Source organism: Bacillus sp. FSL M8-0063 (assembly GCF_038005545.1).
Lineage (GTDB): Bacteria > Bacillota > Bacilli > Bacillales > Bacillaceae_G > Bacillus_A > Bacillus_A wiedmannii.
The window spans coordinates 144511-161044 of sequence record NZ_JBBOTJ010000003.1; the positions used below are offsets into that span (position 1 = coordinate 144511).

The window sequence follows — 16534 nt, forward strand, 5'->3', positions numbered from 1 at the left end:
TTTAATTTTATTATGAAAATATAAGAGCCTTGCTACAATCTAGTGTGTGGTAAGGATCCTTAAAGTTGTTTAATTCTTATTGAACTAAAGCACCTGTTTGTTTAAGTGATTACATTCACATTTATAATATCTCTCAAATATAATATCAGTTTATATATTCACCATTCTTCTCTAACAGGTTCAAGATAAATTGTAATTTGTTAATCGATATGTTTGTTTAACCACTGTTTAAATATCTTTAACTGTTCTTCAGTATGAAAGTAATGTTCACCTGTCTCCATGACTTCTAATTCACAACGATGTTTTTTTGTAAAATAGTTAATAGTTTCAAATTCGCACAGTTCATCCTTGGCTCCATACATAATATATGTATCTGTATTCCATGTATTAATAGGATGTTCTTTTACATAGCATAAATAATCCCAATATAACTTTTGACCAATAGGTGTCTCTATAGTCATTTCTTTTTGCAAAAGCTCTGGTGTTATATTAAACCCTTTCATCATATTTTCGATAACTCGTTCCATATTAACTACTGGTGATAATAATAATGCCTTTTTTAACACATCATTTTGATAGGCTAAAAGGCTAAAATAAGCTCCCATACTACATGCAAACACGCTTACTTCTTTCCACTGTTCTTTTGCGTAATTCATAATTATAGATAATTCACTAATACAAAACTGTACTTTGCAAGGAGTATTATCATTTTTTCTTTCTCCATGCTCAGGTAAATCAAAGCTTAATACTTGATAACCTTTTTGATTGGCTTCTTCAGCTAATATTTGAATAACTGCATCTTCCTTATTTGACATATTTCCATGTACTGCAATAAAAATTTTTTCACTCTTATCTCCCCATAAAACCGTGGGAATATTACTAATTTTAAAATTATCTTTATGCATATTTCCTCCGTCGAATAAGACATATAAGAATTGGCCAAAAACTGCACACACTTTATAATCCTTCACTCAGTTTTAAACAAATCAAACTATTACTAATTTATCACAAATGAATTTCTCTCTTCCTCTGCCTCTATATAACAGAGTCTATTTTGTATTTAAAATCTTTCTTTTTTTTATTTCTTCAGAAGCTATAAGTTCTTATTTGGATTCCTTATTGAGCTAATCTACTCCGTTAGCAGAAGAAGGATTTTTAAAAAATTATATTATTTTTTAAATGACTATATTATAAATTAAACAGCTTTATTATCTCTGCACCTCTATTACTCTACATTTAATCTGGCTACACCACTTAAGGCATACGATCTTTTAAATCGGCTAAAGGTATAAGCTTGTCAACAAGCCATAACTTCTTATTTCCATCATAGATAAGATTTATTTGCATTAATGACATATTATCAGATGAAACACCATTAACTGTAATTCTACTCTTCACTTTTGCTAATACATTTGCTTTCGTAGTATCCAAAAATACATAATACAACTCGCCACCTGTGTATTCAGATTGAAATGAAACTTTCTTCTTTTCTTTCTCATCTCCAGTTCCAGGAGCAGATTGCGTCGGTCCACCTGGTGGTGTTAATTCTTTCTTTGCATTTGGTGTTATATATGCATCGATATTAGCAAGGTATGATTCACCTTTACCCGTATCATAAGTACGGAAAGCTTTAAGAAATCGTTCTGCCGCTTCTTTTACTTGTTGTTGATTGTTACTCTTTAGAGCTGACAACTCCTTTTTCGTATCGTTGTATTGTGCCTCCACCTTTTCCACTTTTTTCGTTAATTCTATATTATCAGTTTTAAGTTTTTCATTATCAGATTGATATTTTATTAAAAACCCTACACTAGCTATTAATAAAATTGCTATTATAATGGTGATTTTCTTCATGATTTACCTCCTTTTCGCAGTTTCATAAGTTGCTAGATGTTACATGCATTATTATCTAACTACACGACCATATCCCGCAAAATGCTGTTGAAAATATGGTTTACCTAAATCAGCATAGCCAATCGGATCGCCAGCATGATACATTGTATTATTTCCTACATAAATGCCAACATGCGTAATGTAGTTACTTGTAGCATAAGTACTATGGAAAAACACTAAATCTCCTGGCTTAGGATCTGCTATACGTTGGGTTTTATCCCATTGGGTTTGTGCAGTACCAAATAAATTAATACCAACTCTTGAATACGTATACTCAATAATTCCACTACAATCAAATGACGTATTTGGTGTTCGCCCTCCAAACACATATGGCCATCCTTGATACTTTAGTGCTTCTGTCATAATTGCTTGGAATACATCATCACCTAAAACGCTACCACCAGCAATTCCACCAGAACCACCAGGGGTTTGACCAGGTTGATAGTATCTCATAATATGTGGGACATAGTCTGGATCACCATAACACCAATTATTAGCTACTGCCTCTGCACTTCGCCATGAACCACATTTATACCCATTTTTAGCTGATTGCTCTGCAGAAAATGCCCTTGCATTCTCGTGAGTATATCCACCTTTCGAAACTGCGTAGTTAGCGTAGCCAGTTCCGTAGTTATAGCACTGTAATGTAATATTTTGATCGCCGTTGGATTTTTTATGACAATCAGCAAAATGCATTAAACCATATTTAATACTTTCTTCTGGATCTGTAAAATAACCCGGAGGATGATTTTGTGATTCAGAACTTTGCATAACATCCAATTGTGTTCCAGAACTTTCTTGTTGAATAAGAGCTAATATTAATGGAGTCATTGCTTCTATGCCATGTTGCGCCGCATATTTCCTTACCAATGGCTCCCATCTCATGACTTCAGGACTGACACTTGCAGTACCTGGGGCAAAAGGACCACCAATTCCTCCAGGACTAACTTCATCTTCACTCATTGTGGCGGTTAATAAAAATATCACGATACCTAAACCTGCAATAACAGCCAAACTTACACCGGCTACTATTAATAATGGTTTTGCAACAGCAACTGTAGCTGCCTTTTGTGCTACTTTAACTGCTACTTTCTTACCTACTTGTGCAACTGCTTTACCCGCTACTTTTGATCCTTTACCAGCCGCCTTCCCTAGTTCAGCTTCAGGATGATGTTCATTTTCAAGGTCGCGATTTGGTTCCGCACTCAATGTATAAACCCTCCCTCGTGAGCTGAATTATTTTGGTTTTATGGTTTCTTTTGCTTTTACATTTTTTAAAGCTTCTTGTTGTGTTTGTGCTTTCGTTTCAACTTTTTTAATTGCTGCCCCTTCTTTTACCTGTTGTTGATTATTTACTTTAGGGACATTTTTAGTTGGTTGTGAATTAATCGGTTTTACCTCTACTTGCTTTTGCGGTGTACTTACATGTGAAGTAGTGACTGGTTTACTTTCAATCGGGTTCGGTTGTGATTGTGTCGTTCCCGACTGTGGTGCTGTAATTGGCTTACTCTCAATCGGATTCGATTGTAATGGTGTTGTTCCTGATTGTGGTGTTGTGATTGGTTTACTCTCAATCGGATTCGATTGTAATGGTGTTGTTCCTGATTGTGGTGTTGTGATTGGTTTACTCTCAATCGGATTCGATTGTAATGGTGTTGTTCCTGACTGTGGTGTTGTGATTGGTTTACTCTCAATCGGATTTGATTGTAATGGTGTTGTTCCTGACTGTGGTGTTGTGATTGGTTTACTCTCAATCGGATTCGATTGTAATGGTGTTGTTCCTGACTGTGGTGTTGTGATTGGTTTACTCTCAATCGGATTCGATTGTAATGGTGTTGTTCCTGACTGTGGTGTTGTGATTGGTTTACTCTCAATCGGATTCGATTGTAATGGTGTTGTTCCTGACTGTGGTGTTGTGATTGGCTTTGTTTGACCTGTTGGTGTTTGAATTGTCGCTGTTGGTTTTGCTTCCGCTTTTACATCTTCTTGCTTATTCTCAAGTCCACCATTATTTTGACTTGCTACTGGTCTAACTTGAGCTTTTACATCTTCTTCTTTATTATTTAATTCCTCATTTGATTGCGCTACTGGTTTAACATCCGCTTTTACATCCTCTTCTTTACCTTTTAATTCTGCCTGTTGCATTTCAGGGTTATTATCTTCATGTTTCCCTCGTACTGCTAATTCTGGATTCTCTTTAGTTGCGGCTACTTCTTCCTTAACCCTTTCCTGCTCCTGATTTCCTTTTCTATCGCGAACACCTAAATTTTCTTCTTTTTTCATTTGATTTATATTTTTTTCTTTTTCTGCTTGCATTTGTTCTTTTTCCTTGCGTTTACCATCTGCTACCTTTTCTTTTCTATCTGCATAGTTTTCTTTCAACTGTTTAAACTTACTGTATCCTGATTTACCCACTTTTCCTGCCACCGCAGCACTTGCAAGACCCGCGGCGCCAGCTACTGCTACACCTCTTCCAACTGTCTTAGATCCACGTCTAACATCACGATATTTCTGCCTAATATTACTCATAGCATCTGATGCGCGTGCTGCTCCTGCACTTGCTGGTACTGTAGTAATAGCATCGAAAATAGTTTTACGGTATAACCAAACACCTAAGAATGAAAGTATTTGTAATGTAGCTACAACTAGGTATCCATATTTGTCGGTAGCACTGAATAGAATCGACGATACCCAAAACATTAATGTTACCAAGAAACCAATAGCGACCTTCATAAGTAGTGTTCTAAACAGTTCAGCTAAGAATTTTTTAGCTGTCCCAGTCCATGCAGGTACTAAAGCCATCAATAACATTACTGGTGACATTAGCGCTACGATGATAAACATTAATTGGTAGAACAACATCGCCATACTACATAAACCTAAGACAACCCATAAAGGTCCGTTGATTAAGAAAAGTAGTAATACTAAAGCTCCACGCTCAAAAGTAGCATCCAAAGTTAATATCGTATTTTTCTTCTGTTCTACTTCCTCTTTTAATAGATCTTGCCTTTCATCTGCTCCTGTTGTTGTTAACATTTTCTTAATTCTCTCATCACCGATTTTCTTCATATCTGTTGTACCAAACTGTAGTAATGTATAAGGTTGTTTTATTAATAGAGTGTGTGTTAAATCAGTAATGGAATCGACACCGCTTGAATATCCTTCACTTGCTCCACTAATACTTTGAGTGGAATCAAGAACAGTTTTATTTACTTGTTCCGAGAAAGTGTTCAGTCCTTTGATAATATAACTTGAATTTGCGAAGAAAGCTAAAGTGAAAACTAAAATACCTAATGCCTTTAACAATCCTCCTAACATCTCTGACTGGCGTCGTTGTACAAAACCTATCCATATAACCCAGCAGACTAATAAAGCTAACATGAGTCCAATTAATTCACTATATATTCCATTACCCCAAGAACCATTGAACCCTGCTGCTTTAGATATTACATCGCCTAATTTATCTCCTACATCAGCTACAATATTGAGACTCATAGATTGGCCGACCATACTTGTAACAAAAGTACTAACTGCAAGATTAATGGTCCATCCAATACTTACAAGACTAAATAACACAGCAACCATTTGTTCTTTTACTTTGTCTCCCCATTTCCAAAACTTAAGAGATTCACCAAATCCACCTTCTGGTGTATAGATGTCAATTCCATAGCTACTTGCAGGGTATTCTTCATATTTTAATTTTTCCTTATTCTTTGGAATGATATCGTCTATAAGAGAAGGTCTGGGTTCTTCCTCTGCATATACTGGAGCAGCTTTAAAAAGTAAAGTAAATGCTAAAAGCAAAGTACAAATTAATAACAATAGGGTAATAAACTTTTTCATTACATGTTACTCCCCCTTTGATGGGAAACCTATTAATCTTTCGAACCAAACTCGTTTGTCGGTTTAGTATTTGCTACTTCATCAATTTCATTTCGTTGAGGGCCAGAATAACTTCGAACTTTGAAACCATCATCTGTACGAACTACTCTTACCCATTTCACTAATTTATCGATGTTTTTAGGGGGCTTCTTTGAAATAAAATTATACATAATTGTATCCTTATCCACCACATACTCTTTTACTGTATAGTCTTTGTAAGATAAATTATTTTGTGGCCCTTGATTCGGATTTAAAACTGTATTTTTATCTCCATCGACAATAAGCTTTCTAATTGTTTTATTATCATGTTGTAAGTCGGCCTTTACAAAGTCCAACATCATTTCTCTAGGAGTGTGCCCCTGTTTATCTTTTTCTTCTCCTACATTTGTTTCGCTATTTCCACATGCTGCGCTCAAAATTAGAGCGCCAGCACATAGGCTAGATAGCATTAATTTTTTTAGTTTAGTTTTTACCATGTTAACTCACTCCTACATTTATTTTTTCTCCCCCTTCTTCGACAAAGGTTGCATTAACTTCCTGCTTTTCATCATCATTTGACTTTCTATAATTCTTTCTTGCATTTGGTCTTGTATCGAATGCATCGTATAAATCTTTGAACACTACATCCATTGTGACAACACCTGTTCTTCCTTGAATATCTTGGAATAAACATTGTCCTGTTTCTAAATTAGTAATAATCGCATGATTTTCTTCATTATCAGGTAATCCAAAGAAATCTAAGATCGAAGAAATCTCTTTACTGTCGGTATTACGGAATGAGAACTTCATACCGATATTATTCTTAAATGTCTCATCTCCAAGGTCACTCGCACTTTGAGTAGCAAAGTATACTGCTGAGTTTAAGGCACGACCTTCACGAACTAGCTTACGAGCTAACTCTCGCCCTTGAGAAGTTCCCATGATTGCCCATGCTTCATCTAATAGAACAATTTTGAATTTAGTAGGGTCCTTTTGAAAGAATTTTCTTGCAAAAGAAGATAGAGACATCAACATACTAACTGATAAATTTTCCTGTAATGTATAATCTTTTGGATCTTTTTGAATATCTGGCATGTCAAGATGCTGAATTTGTATGATATTTACTGCTGTATCAAGTTCAATATCTCTATTTGTTCCATCACCAAAGATTAAGTGTGCAAATGATAAATTCTCAAATGCTTGAATATGAGCGGCTAATTGTTGATCCACTTTATCATCACTATCTTCAATGTATTGAGACACAGCTGTTAAGCACGGCTCTTCCATTCCTGCTACGAATTCTACAGCTGAAGCCAAGCGCGGGAATTTCTCCGAGTTATCAGGTTTAATACCTGTAATGAAAGTAAGAATTGTCATAGCTAACTCAATTGCATCTTTTCGGCTATGTTTATGAATGATAAATGGGTCTAATTTCCCTTCATCTCGCCTATCAGTCCCCAGTGTAATTACGTTTACCTTACCTTCTAAGCCGTGTAAATCTTCTGTCCAGTTTCCCCTCTCACCTTTCGGATCGACTATCAGTGTTTGAGCTCCTCCTAGCACCGCTAGGTAAACAATTAAGTTCGTTCCAAATGATTTACCAGAACCAGTACTTCCTGTTACTGCAACTGAAAGTGCACTCGTTTTTTGATTTGCAACGGTATTTGTCGCTGCAAGAGAAGGTGTCATATAAACTGCTTTGTTTAAAATACCAGTTGTTCCTATATAAAACCCGATATTATCTCCTAAATCTTGTGTTGCACCAAACATTCCGGCCGCCAGAACTCCAGGCTCCATAAAGTGTATATAATCATTTACATATCTTCTAGAACCAGGGATAAATTCATTAAACAGCAGGAACTGATCTCCATATGGTCTTACTAGTTCAATCATCATCTCTCTATAAATAGAAATGAGTGAATTGGTATTCCGACGCATTGTATCCAAATCTTCAGCACATATACAGAAAGATACTGATGTCTTAACTAGTGGCATACGTGTCTTTTGTATAAGGGCTTGTAATTCAGTAGCTTCTTGAACACCCTCATACACGTTTAGTCCAACAGTTTGTGAATTTTCCCTTGCATGTGCCTCTTGATCTTCTAAATTTTTTTTCTTTTTATTTAGTTTAGATAGTGCTTTACGATGGTTAATATTTTCTGTGCGTACACTCAGTTCAATTGGAAAATCGATATTTTGAATCATATACATCCACTCTTGGTCTGGAAACTCCATTGTATATGGAATTTTGGATGCTGATAAGAAACTCATATATGCTGGATAATCTAATCCATCAGAACCAATTTGGTTCATTTCTATATGTCTTCCTTTAACCTCTACTTCTGATTCCGTTAAACGTAGTAAACTCTCTTGATTCGGAAAAATTGCAGAATCGTCATCAATCACTGGAGGTGTCCATCCTGCTGTAACTGGTGCTTCTAATGTACGATAGAAGTTTCGTAATACAATCCATTGTGTTTCATTTGTTTCTAAACTTCTTACGGCTAAATGTTTTCTTATTTTGTTTCTAAATGCGCTAGCTTCTCGTTTAAACATCGCCAAATCAGTTTTTAGTATTTTGGTATCACCAAGCAATCCAAACTGCTCTGCAGTGTTTTTAAAGGTATGAAATGCAGTGTAAAGCATTTCCTTAAGTCCCTCTTGTACGTGACGTACTTTTAATTTCACACCAATAAAGTAACGATACTCTACAGCGTTTTTACCAAATTTTCTTTCTAACTCATGGACAACGTCGTCAGTATGATCTATTGCCAGCTCTTTTAATTCTCCACTGATTGTTTGTTTAAACTCATCGGCTTTCTCTTTAAAATTCTGATAAACAGGTATCATTAAGAGGTGTTTTTCTTCTTCATAATTCCAAAATAATCCGAGTTGGCGCATAAACAACGTATTTTTATCATCGTCTCCTTTAAATTCATAAGGAATCCCGTATGCCTCATAATACGCCCAGCAAGAACCGTCTTGGTTAAAAATCAAATTTTCATCAAAGTATTTGACTGGAAATTCAACCTGATTCATTTGTGCCTCCTTAGAGAAGAATATGAGACTAAACTAATTCTTCCGTATACATTAATTAATTACTTTTTCTTAATTGAATCATCCTTAAATCTTACTACCGTTTTATACTGATAGCTTCCAATATTGCCAGTTGTATCTTTATAACGACTCAACTTCTTTTTTTCAAATGTAAATACAAAGAATCGATATATAAATTTGTGTGGACTTTTTCCATCCAATTCTACATTTCCAAAGAAGTACGCTATACCACCAGGTAATATTAGATATTTAAAAAAGACGTTGTTTCCTAATGGTAAAATCTGTTCTAAGAATATTATTATTAATAGTGTTCCAACAAAAATCCCCAGCTGTCTGTAAGGTACAGGGAAAGGGAGAGTTATATCCCTTATCCCATATAAACTCTTAGGAATATCCCAAATAGAGTTGTAAGTCCTTACTTCCTTGCGAGTCGGTTTCTGAGTCACTTATACCAACTCCTTAAAATTTCCATTTTTTACAAATGATCATTTAAATAATAAATTATATAATTTTGTTCCAAGGTCTTTGAATACATCTGGAGTGAATACAAACACAGATACAATCGCACAAAGTACTAACCAACCAATTAGAGCAGCCATTTGTCTTTTTACAAGTAAAACTATTACACCGATGATTGCTACAACTAAAAAAATGGGACCTAACTGAGCTACTAACCAGTTTTTTGCATTCACTCCAAAATTAATGTTGCCTAATACCGCTGCATTCGTAATAGCCGGTAATTGCTGAGCAACCATATCTAATCCCAAAAGCTCCATAATTATTTACCCTCCACTTTCTCTAATGTGTTTTCAAATTTCTTCATAGAGCTAATTGAAAACTTGTTATCTTTATTTACAAGATTTAAATCGTATGAGTATGTGTACTCTAAGCTGCTATCATTGTCTTTTAACTTAGCATCAACTAAGACTCTGTATCCTTTATCCTTATCTTCATAAATTCGTAGGTTTTCTAATTTGCTAAATGTCATAATACCTTTTAATCCATTTGTTATATTACTTTTTTCAAAGTAGTAAGCTATTTCTTCTGGTGTTCCTTCTGTATACACTTTAAATACAGATTGTAAAAATTGTTCTACTTTTTTAATTTTTGCATTTGTATTAATTTCTCGTCCTTCTGATTTAAAAGTGGCTATTTTATAAGGTGCCTTTTCTCTCTCTCCATGAACGATTGTAGGATTGTTAGGGACTACCATCTTCCCTTTCTCCATTAAAATTGGTATAGAGAAGTACCTTGTAACTTCTTTTGGTTCCTTTGGTGTGTCTGGAGCTTGTGTCGTTCCAGGAGTAGGGTTATTTACAGGTTCTAGTTTCTGAATGATTTTCAATGTAACTTCTGCTTCATTTCCTTTTTGCCGGACTTCTACTGCTTCCGATTTAACTAAAGTGCTAGAAGCATTTTTTAAAGTATCTCTATTTAATCCGCCTTGCTCATCGGATCCTTCAACTAGAAATTTCTCTAATCGTTTTCTTCGTTCTTCAGCTACATTCATATCAACTTTCCAATTAAAATAATTTGCTGCAAAATTATTCGCATATGCAATTAATTCTGCTTCTGACATTTTAATTTTTACTGGTTCCTCTTTCTTTTCCTGAACAGCTACTGCTCTAGGAGGACCGGCAAGTTGGATAAATGAAAGGGAGCTTCCTGCAATCATGAATCCCATCACACACCAAAATGTAACCTTACCTACTTTTCTTCCTGTTATTGCTGGAACTTTCTCCCTTGTTTTACGTTTCTTCTTTTCTTTAAGTGCTTCTGAATTTTCTTGTTGCATATCTAATATTTCAGTTGTTTTATTCTTTGCTTTTTTAAAGAATGTAAATTTCTTTTTTACCATGTCTTCACCTCTCTTTTTAAATGGTTAGGAGATTACAAAGTTCATTGTAATTTCCACTAATCAACTATCTACTTTAAGTATGATTTACTTTTTTCGGAAATCTAAGAGAAATAAAAAAAATAATGTTTTATATCAAAATTTTTTTAGAATGATTAAAACTAAATATAATGTTTATTAAAGTACATAAAAAAACCAATTCCATTAAGAAATGAAATTGGTTTTACACAGGATATATTCTCTATAGTAAGTATTACACAATATAAAAACCTAATATAATATATATCTTTAATATATATAAAGAAAAAAGATAAAACTTTTATACAGAGAAAAAATCGTCTTAAAACATTGCTGTGCTAAGGGTTCATCATTAATCTAGCCGTAAAAAATCATAAAAAGTAAATACTGGGAATGTACTTAATGAGCTGGATGATGATTAAAAACTACAAAATATCGTAAAGTAGGTATATAAAAACTACATATAATCATCGTTAATTTGATGCGAGTGAATGAATAAATAATAAATGCAAATTTTGCTGATTTATGAACAAGCTTTCCACATTTCTTAAAAACTACACACAATTTATTAACAAATAGGTCAAAGTTAGGAACAGAATCCACTTTTTAAACATAACTAACAGAAGTTTTTCTGATTTTAAGTAGATTTAGAGATAGAACGTGATAAGAAAAGTACTTAAGGCTTTATGTTATACACATCAGGTTAAAATTATTAAGATATCAACAGAATTATAAAAAATATTTCTGCTTTTTTGTAGATGAAACGACACAAAATGATTAAAAATTCAGATTTAATAACTCGGAAATTGTGAATATCTCATTTTGTTTCACATGCACTGTATGTAATTGCATAAAAAATAGAGAGTTGTGATCATTAAATTTGAAAACTGACTCTCTACTTTGCTTGAAGTAATACACTCCACAAGTTATCTCCAACACGAATAGCCCTCCACTTTTGTTTTTTTCAAAAGTAGAGAGCTGTATCATTACATTGCTGGAAGCAGCTGATCAACCGTATGTGGTACTTCACTTGTTGAACGGAAATATGCTTCTAAGGACTGTAGAAACTGAATTAAATTAAAGTCTTCAGGGACCTCAATTACACGAATCTTTTCCTTCGGCAATTTATCAATTTTTTCAATGAACAGTTCACGAATTTCACTAGGGATTTGATTTCCCTTATGCCCACTAGACTTTAAGAGTTCGCGTATTTCAATTTCTAACGCTGTATATGCGTTAATATTTACTCCTTGCTCATAAGCATATTTTCTAAATAATGATTCCTCTTGATACTGCATGTAATTACGATGGTAAGCATCTATAGTAACAGGTACAGCGTATTTCGTATGAAGCAGGTCATGCGAAATACGGAATAGCTTTTGAACATTGCGTAAAGAGTATATAGCAAAATGAGTACCAAATTTAAAAATGGCCTCTTCTTGTTCATGTTTAGGTACATTGTGTGTAATTAAAGGATAAATACCAGTTTTAGCAGCTGTATCTAATACACGGTATTGAGAAGATTGCTTTAATAATTTACTTAGTGTATAAACAAGCTTTTTCGGATACCCTTCTTGTCGATCAATCATTTCTCGTAAGCCACGAACTACTTGGCGAATTTGACGATGACAAGAGTGTTTTAAAACGTTAATGAATTGGTTCATATCCTTTGCAAATTCAGCAATATTCATTTCAACTAACAAGTTTTCTATGAATTTAGCTTTACGCTTATATGTATCTCGTGGTGTAAATGGATCACGGTATTCTGCTCCTTCTTCTTTCGCGCATAAGAAATCAGGATGTACTGATAAATGCAATGTTGTGTATTGCTTTTTGTTCTTCTTCCCTTTTTCTAACTTGCAAATTTTAAATAAAGGAGATCCGGTAGCAGATAGTTTTGTTTCTAGTTCCTCAAGTACAGCACGAATCTGATGTGGGTATTTCTTATGTAAGTAACGATACATACCACCAAAGTGTGTTGAGTTTCCTTGTTCGTCAACTTTGAATAAAGAACGTTTCAGGGTAGTTTCGCGTTTCTGCTGCATTGCTACATCCATGAATAGTTTCTTAGCTGCAATGGATAACTCAAAGAATTCTTTGGTAAATACTATCGGGCTAATAAATGTATATGCATTTGCTTTATTTGTTTCTTTATTCATGAAATCAGTTAAGGTGATTTTATATTTACCACTGTACTCATTTTCAATTGTAATGATGTTATGGAAACGTAACTTCTTCAAAGCCACATAAAATTGTGAGTGATGAATATGTGCAAATGCTTCTTTATAATTTTTATAATCTTCCCAAAGCATGTGGATCGATACATGTGAAAGCTCACCATATGTATTACATTTTTTATGAAGAAATAGAAATACTTCTAAATCAGCATTTGTAATTCCATATAGCTTATGTTTTCTGCCTTCGTTCTTATCAAATTCACTTACTTTATCTACAATCTTTTTCATTTTCAGTGAAAAAGATGGCTTTGCTTTAGCAACAAATCCCTCTTCATCTGCAATTCGTTCTTCATAGGACATTGACTTCACAATGTCTTCTAGATAAGTATCTTTAAAACTGTAATACTTACCTTCTAAAGCATCTACTAACCTTTGCCATGATTTAATTGTTACAATTACCGGTGTTGTTGTTTCACCATTCAAACTACGTTTGTTCTTTATAACGAAAGGTTTTGCCATCTTTTTCACCTCCTTTTATTTTAAGTTGCAGTTTTCTCCACAATTAGATATAGAATTTCATTTTTGATTATATCAAATCGAATACTGGTGAAATCTGTCCCTTTAAGAGGAAAAATAAAAAAATGAAACGTGCCTAAATCCCTTGGGAGACAAGGGATTTGACGTTTCATAAAAAAAAGTTTGTTGCCACCATAGGGCTATGAAGTTTTTTGAATATGAAACGTAGTATGCAGTGGGATAAATCTTTCTAAACCATTGATCTTATAGGGTTTTACGCTAACCTCGTTTTAAAGTTGTAGCCACCATATAGCTATAACGTTTCATGCTTTTGATTGACTGAGAAATTTCTGTAGATTCCGTATAAACACTGATATATAGGGAGTTATAACTGTTTTTAAATGAAAAGTTGTAGCCATCATACCGCTATAAACGTTTCATTTCGTTTCATGTTTCCTGCCGTCATATAGCTATAACGTTTCATGTTTTTAAAACAAGTTATATTTTAATGAAAACTGCTGTAACCCTTGGTATATATAGATTTGTTTGAATTTTTAAAGTGAAAGTTGTAGCCATCATATAGCTATAATGATTTTAGCGTGTTTTCTTTCATATTAAATGAAATGGCTTTATATCAACGTTTATTACTAAATTACATAGAATAAAAATTTTTTTAGTCGAATGATTTTCAGGATATTCTCGTTTCATTTTTTTAAAGTTGTAGCCATCATATAGCTATAACGTTTCATAAATTACGAAATTGTAACCACAATATAGCTATTCATTATTAAAAGTGAGCAGTAATAGCCACGATAAGGCTATATAGTTTCAAATAAGAGCTTATAGCCATGATAAGGCTATATAGTTTCAAATAAGAGCCTATAGCCATGATAAAGCTATATAGTTTCAAATAAGAGCCTATAGCCATGATAAAGCTATGCAGTTTCAAATAAGAGTTTATAGCCATGATTATGTAGTTCCAAATAGAAGTAATAGCCATGATAAGGCTATATAGTTTCAAATAAGAGCCTATAGCCATGATAAAGCTATATAGTTTCAAATAAGAGCCTATAGCCATGATAAAGCTATGCAGTTTCAAATAAGAAGTAATAGCCATGATAAGGCTATGTGGTTTCAAGTAAGAGTTTATAGCCATGATAAGGCTATGTGGTTTCAAGTAAGAGTTTATAGCCATGATAAGGCTATGTAGTTTCAAATAAGAAGTAATAGCCATGATAAGGCTATGTGGTTTCAAGTAAGAGTTTATAGCCATGATAAGGCTATGTAGTTTCAAATAAGAAGCAGCTGGGGTATTTAAGTTGTGACTTAAAGTAACAAGTTTTCTAGGCTTTAAGTAAAAAATTAGTGTGTTTAACTAATTTACTTTTTAAAATTGAAATTGTATTGTAAAGTAGTGATTTTACAAATAGAAGTAGTTTTATATAATTAAAGACAAGTAAAGAGGATTTAAATGATCCACAATAAAACGAGTAAAAACCAACAATTGTGCGGATTATTCAGATAACATTTCAACTTAAAGGTTATGTGGTTTTTCATCTAAATGGGAAAAATAAACGCATTTTGATTCAGTCATTCGTTTAAAGTGAACTTCCATCAGTGGGAGTCTTATAGCCTGCGAATTGTGTTATGAAAAATGGACTAAGAATTTAATCTTAGTCCATTTCTTATTTTATATCCATTTTGTATGGAATGTACCTTCTTTATCTACTCGTTTATACGTATGCGCTCCAAAATAATCGCGCTGCGCTTGTAACAAGTTTGCAGGTAGTTTGGCAGTACGATAGCTGTCATAATAAGAAATTGCTGCTGAAAATGCAGGTATCGGAATGCCCTGTTGTACCGCCATTGAGATAATTTGGCGTAATCCGCCTTGATATGACTCTACAATTTCTTTAAAGTATGGATCAAGTAAAAGGTTCGGTAGGTCAGTGTTTGTCCCATAGGCCTCTTTAATGTTCTGTAAAAAGGCAGCACGGATAATGCATCCGCCTCTCCAAAGCATAGAAATGCTGCCAAAATCAAGGTTCCAATCATATTCCTCAGAAGCTGCCTTCAATTGCGTGAATCCTTGTGCATAAGAACAAATTTTACTCATATATAAAGCTTGGCGCACCGCTTCAATTAATTCAGCTTTTTCAACTCCAATCGCTGTTTTATCTTTAGGGCCAGATAAAACTTTGCTTGCGTTCACGCGCTCTTCTTTTAAAGCAGAAATGCAACGTGCAAATACAGATTCCGTGATAATAGGGAGAGAGATACCTAAATCAAGTGCGCTTTGGCTTGTCCATTTCCCTGTACCCTTTTGTCCTGCAGTATCAAGAATAACATCCACTAATGGCTTACCAGTTTCTTCATCTTTCTTCTTGAAGATATCGGCTGTAATCTCAATTAGATAGCTGTTCAGTTCACCTTTATTCCATTCAGCAAATATTTCATGGAACTCTTCTGCTGTCAAATCAAGTGTTTGTTTCAAGAAGAAATATGCTTCACAAATTAATTGCATATCTCCATACTCAATACCGTTGTGAACCATCTTTACATAGTGGCCTGCCCCATTAGGTCCGATATAAGAACAGCAAGGCTCGTTATTCACTTTTGCAGAGATGTTTTCAAGCATATCCTTTACTTTTTCGTATGCATCCTTCTGTCCGCCTGGCATAATAGATGGTCCCTTCAATGCCCCCTCTTCGCCGCCTGACACACCTGCACCTATGAAATTGATTCCTTCTTCGGCAAGACGTTTGTTTCGGCGAATTGTATCGAAAAAGTATGTATTACCACCGTCAATTAAAATATCACCTTTATCGAGGTAAGGGACTAGAGAATCAATCGCCTTATCTGTAATTTCCCCTGCATTAACCATTAATAAAATCTTTCTAGGTGATTCAAGTGAGTTAACAAACTCTTCAACTATATGAGTACCTACTAAGTTTTTACCACGGTTTTCCTCAATGATTTCATCAACTTTTTCCTTTGAAATATCATATAGGGCAACAGAATACCCTTTGCTCTCAAAGTTAAGTGCGAGGCTTTTTCCCATAACGCCCACACCAACAACTCCAATTTGTAACTTTGCCATATTCCATCGTTCCTTTCCATGTATGTTACTCTGTATTATAGTATATATACCTAAAATAAC

General features: G+C 34.2%; 11 protein-coding genes. All 11 read right to left on the reverse strand.

Annotated elements, in window-relative coordinates:
* Positions 1-200: 200 nt before the first annotated feature.
* Positions 201-905, reverse strand: coding sequence for an alpha/beta hydrolase (locus MKX31_RS27230; protein ID WP_262787854.1), 705 nt, complete (start codon positions 903-905; stop codon positions 201-203).
* 349 nt (positions 906-1254) lie between these two features.
* Entirely contained in the window at positions 1255-1851 is a 597-nt protein-coding gene (locus MKX31_RS27235) for a hypothetical protein (RefSeq protein WP_340981747.1), read from the reverse strand.
* Between the two features lie 51 nt (positions 1852-1902).
* Positions 1903-3099 carry a bifunctional lytic transglycosylase/C40 family peptidase gene (locus MKX31_RS27240; RefSeq protein ID WP_262787852.1) on the reverse strand — a complete coding sequence of 399 codons (1197 nt, stop codon included), beginning with the start codon at positions 3097-3099 and terminating at the stop codon, positions 1903-1905.
* A 27-nt stretch (positions 3100-3126) separates the two neighbouring features.
* A complete protein-coding gene (locus MKX31_RS27245; RefSeq protein WP_340981749.1) occupies positions 3127-5733 on the reverse strand; it encodes a CD3337/EF1877 family mobilome membrane protein in 2607 nt (868 codons plus the stop codon).
* Positions 5734-5765: 32 nt separating this feature from the next.
* Positions 5766-6248: a hypothetical protein gene (locus MKX31_RS27250; RefSeq protein WP_340981750.1), complete on the reverse strand. Its 483-nt coding sequence runs from the start codon at positions 6246-6248 to the stop codon at positions 5766-5768.
* 1 nt (position 6249) lies between these two features.
* The gene (locus MKX31_RS27255) at positions 6250-8790 is read right to left on the reverse strand and encodes an ATP-binding protein (protein WP_340981751.1); all 2541 of its coding nucleotides are present in this window, start codon (positions 8788-8790) and stop codon (positions 6250-6252) included.
* Between the two features lie 59 nt (positions 8791-8849).
* Positions 8850-9254 (reverse strand): TcpE family conjugal transfer membrane protein, encoded by a 405-nt coding sequence (locus MKX31_RS27260; protein WP_000192353.1) that lies wholly within the window; start codon positions 9252-9254, stop codon positions 8850-8852.
* A gap of 39 nt (positions 9255-9293) precedes the next feature.
* Positions 9294-9584 carry a hypothetical protein gene (locus tag MKX31_RS27265; protein WP_340981753.1) on the reverse strand — a complete coding sequence of 97 codons (291 nt, stop codon included), beginning with the start codon at positions 9582-9584 and terminating at the stop codon, positions 9294-9296.
* Between the two features lie 2 nt (positions 9585-9586).
* Positions 9587-10666, reverse strand: a complete 1080-nt coding sequence (locus MKX31_RS27270; RefSeq protein ID WP_240368978.1) for a conjugal transfer protein — start codon at positions 10664-10666, stop codon at positions 9587-9589.
* A 1001-nt stretch (positions 10667-11667) separates the two neighbouring features.
* Positions 11668-13377, reverse strand: a complete 1710-nt coding sequence (locus MKX31_RS27275; protein WP_222655478.1) for a hypothetical protein — start codon at positions 13375-13377, stop codon at positions 11668-11670.
* A gap of 1687 nt (positions 13378-15064) precedes the next feature.
* On the reverse strand, positions 15065-16474 hold the full coding sequence (gene gndA, locus MKX31_RS27280) for an NADP-dependent phosphogluconate dehydrogenase (protein WP_340981756.1): 1410 nt from the start codon (positions 16472-16474) through the stop codon (positions 15065-15067).
* Between the last annotated feature and the right edge of the window lie 60 nt (positions 16475-16534).

Excerpts from the sequence above, each read along its gene's own strand:
- MKX31_RS27230 (WP_262787854.1), bottom strand. The coding sequence starts at position 905 with ATGCATAAAGATAATTTTAAAATTAGTAATATTCCCACGGTTTTATGG.
- MKX31_RS27235 (WP_340981747.1), bottom strand. The coding sequence starts at position 1,851 with ATGAAGAAAATCACCATTATAATAGCAATTTTATTAATAGCTAGTGTA.
- MKX31_RS27245 (WP_340981749.1), bottom strand. The coding sequence starts at position 5,733 with ATGAAAAAGTTTATTACCCTATTGTTATTAATTTGTACTTTGCTTTTA.
- MKX31_RS27250 (WP_340981750.1), bottom strand. The coding sequence starts at position 6,248 with ATGGTAAAAACTAAACTAAAAAAATTAATGCTATCTAGCCTATGTGCT.
- MKX31_RS27255 (WP_340981751.1), bottom strand. The coding sequence starts at position 8,790 with ATGAATCAGGTTGAATTTCCAGTCAAATACTTTGATGAAAATTTGATT.
- MKX31_RS27265 (WP_340981753.1), bottom strand. The coding sequence starts at position 9,584 with ATGGAGCTTTTGGGATTAGATATGGTTGCTCAGCAATTACCGGCTATT.
- MKX31_RS27270 (WP_240368978.1), bottom strand. The coding sequence starts at position 10,666 with ATGGTAAAAAAGAAATTTACATTCTTTAAAAAAGCAAAGAATAAAACA.
- MKX31_RS27275 (WP_222655478.1), bottom strand. The coding sequence starts at position 13,377 with ATGGCAAAACCTTTCGTTATAAAGAACAAACGTAGTTTGAATGGTGAA.
- gndA (WP_340981756.1), bottom strand. The coding sequence starts at position 16,474 with ATGGCAAAGTTACAAATTGGAGTTGTTGGTGTGGGCGTTATGGGAAAA.